The organism is Streptomyces sp. C (assembly GCF_000158895.1).
GTDB lineage: Bacteria > Actinomycetota > Actinomycetes > Streptomycetales > Streptomycetaceae > Streptomyces > Streptomyces racemochromogenes.
Genome location: NZ_GG657750.1, coordinates 168,644 through 169,841, shown reverse-complemented (window position 1 = coordinate 169,841; position 1,198 = coordinate 168,644). Strand labels below are relative to the sequence as shown.

Below are 1,198 nucleotides of genomic sequence, written 5' to 3'. Positions count from 1 at the left end.
GCCGCCTCGCTGGTGCTCGTGGCGCTGCTGCTCCTGCGCCGCGAGGGCCTGCCCCCGCGCGGCGCCCGGCGCGGCATCCTGCTCTCCGGCCTCGTCTGGTTCGCCGGCTACACGGTCGCGCTGAACTGGGGCGAGCGCCTCGTCGACGCGGGCACCGCGTCCCTCCTCGTGAACACCGGGCCGATCCTGATGACGCTCCTGGCCGCGCGCCTGCTCGGCGAGGCCCTGCCACCGCGGCTCGTGACCGGCATGGCGGTCTCCTTCGTCGGAGCCGTGGTCGTCGGCCTGTCGATGTCGTCCGGCGGCGACGGCACGACCTCGGTGCTCGGGGTGGTGCTGTGCCTGCTCGCGGCGGTGGCGTACGCGACGGGCGTCGTCGCGCAGAAGCCCGCCCTCTCGTACGGGACGCCGCTGCAGATCACCACGTACAGCTGCCTCACCGGAACGGTGGCCTGCCTGCCGTTCGCCGGACAGCTGGTGGCCGAGGCCCCGAAGGCCCCGCTCTCCGCGACCCTGAACATGCTCTACCTGGGCGTGGTCCCGACCGCCCTCGCCTTCACCACCTGGACGTTCGCCCTCGCGCGGATGCCGGCCGGGAAGCTCGGCGCGACGACCTACGCGGTGCCGGCCATCGTCGTCCTGCTGAGCTGGATCCTCCTCGGCGAGGTGCCGGCCTGGCTCACCCTCCTCGGCGGCCTGCTGTGCCTGGCGGGAGTGGCCGTCTCCCGCTACCGCCCGCGCCCGCCGCGGGCGGACGAAGACCTGGACACCGACGGGCATGCCCGCTCCCGCGGCGGGTACGAACCCTCCGGTACGGGAGCGTCGCGCAGGCGGCAGAGTTGAGAGGGTGTCGGAAGTGATCCGGAAACTGCAGGCGGTCGCACTGGACTGCGCCGATCCGGTTCGGCTCGCGGAGTTCTACGCCGCCCTGCTCGGCGGCCGCGTCGTCGCGGATCCCGACGACCCCGACTGGGTCGAGGTGCACGGATTCGAGGGGACCCCGCTGGCCTGCCAGCGGGCGGACGGCTACCAGCCGCCCCGGTGGCCCGACCGGCGGCACCCGCAGCAGCTCCACCTGGACTTCGACGTGGACGACCTCGAAGGGGAGGAGGAGCGGGCGCTGGCCCTGGGGGCGACCGTACTGGAGCGCACGGACCAGCTCCGCCCGGGCGCCAACTGGCGCGTCTACGCGGACCCG

Annotated in this window: 2 protein-coding genes; both read left to right on the top strand. The window is 74.2% G+C overall.

What is annotated here, in order from left to right; translation table 11 throughout:
- Positions 1 to 843, top strand: an 843-nt coding sequence (locus tag SSNG_RS00905; RefSeq protein ID WP_128636815.1) for a DMT family transporter, incomplete at its 5' end; no start/stop codon positions are given.
- 13 nt (positions 844 to 856) lie between these two features.
- Positions 857 to 1,198, top strand: a 342-nt coding sequence (locus tag SSNG_RS00900; RefSeq protein WP_042800350.1) for a VOC family protein, incomplete at its 3' end; no start/stop codon positions are given.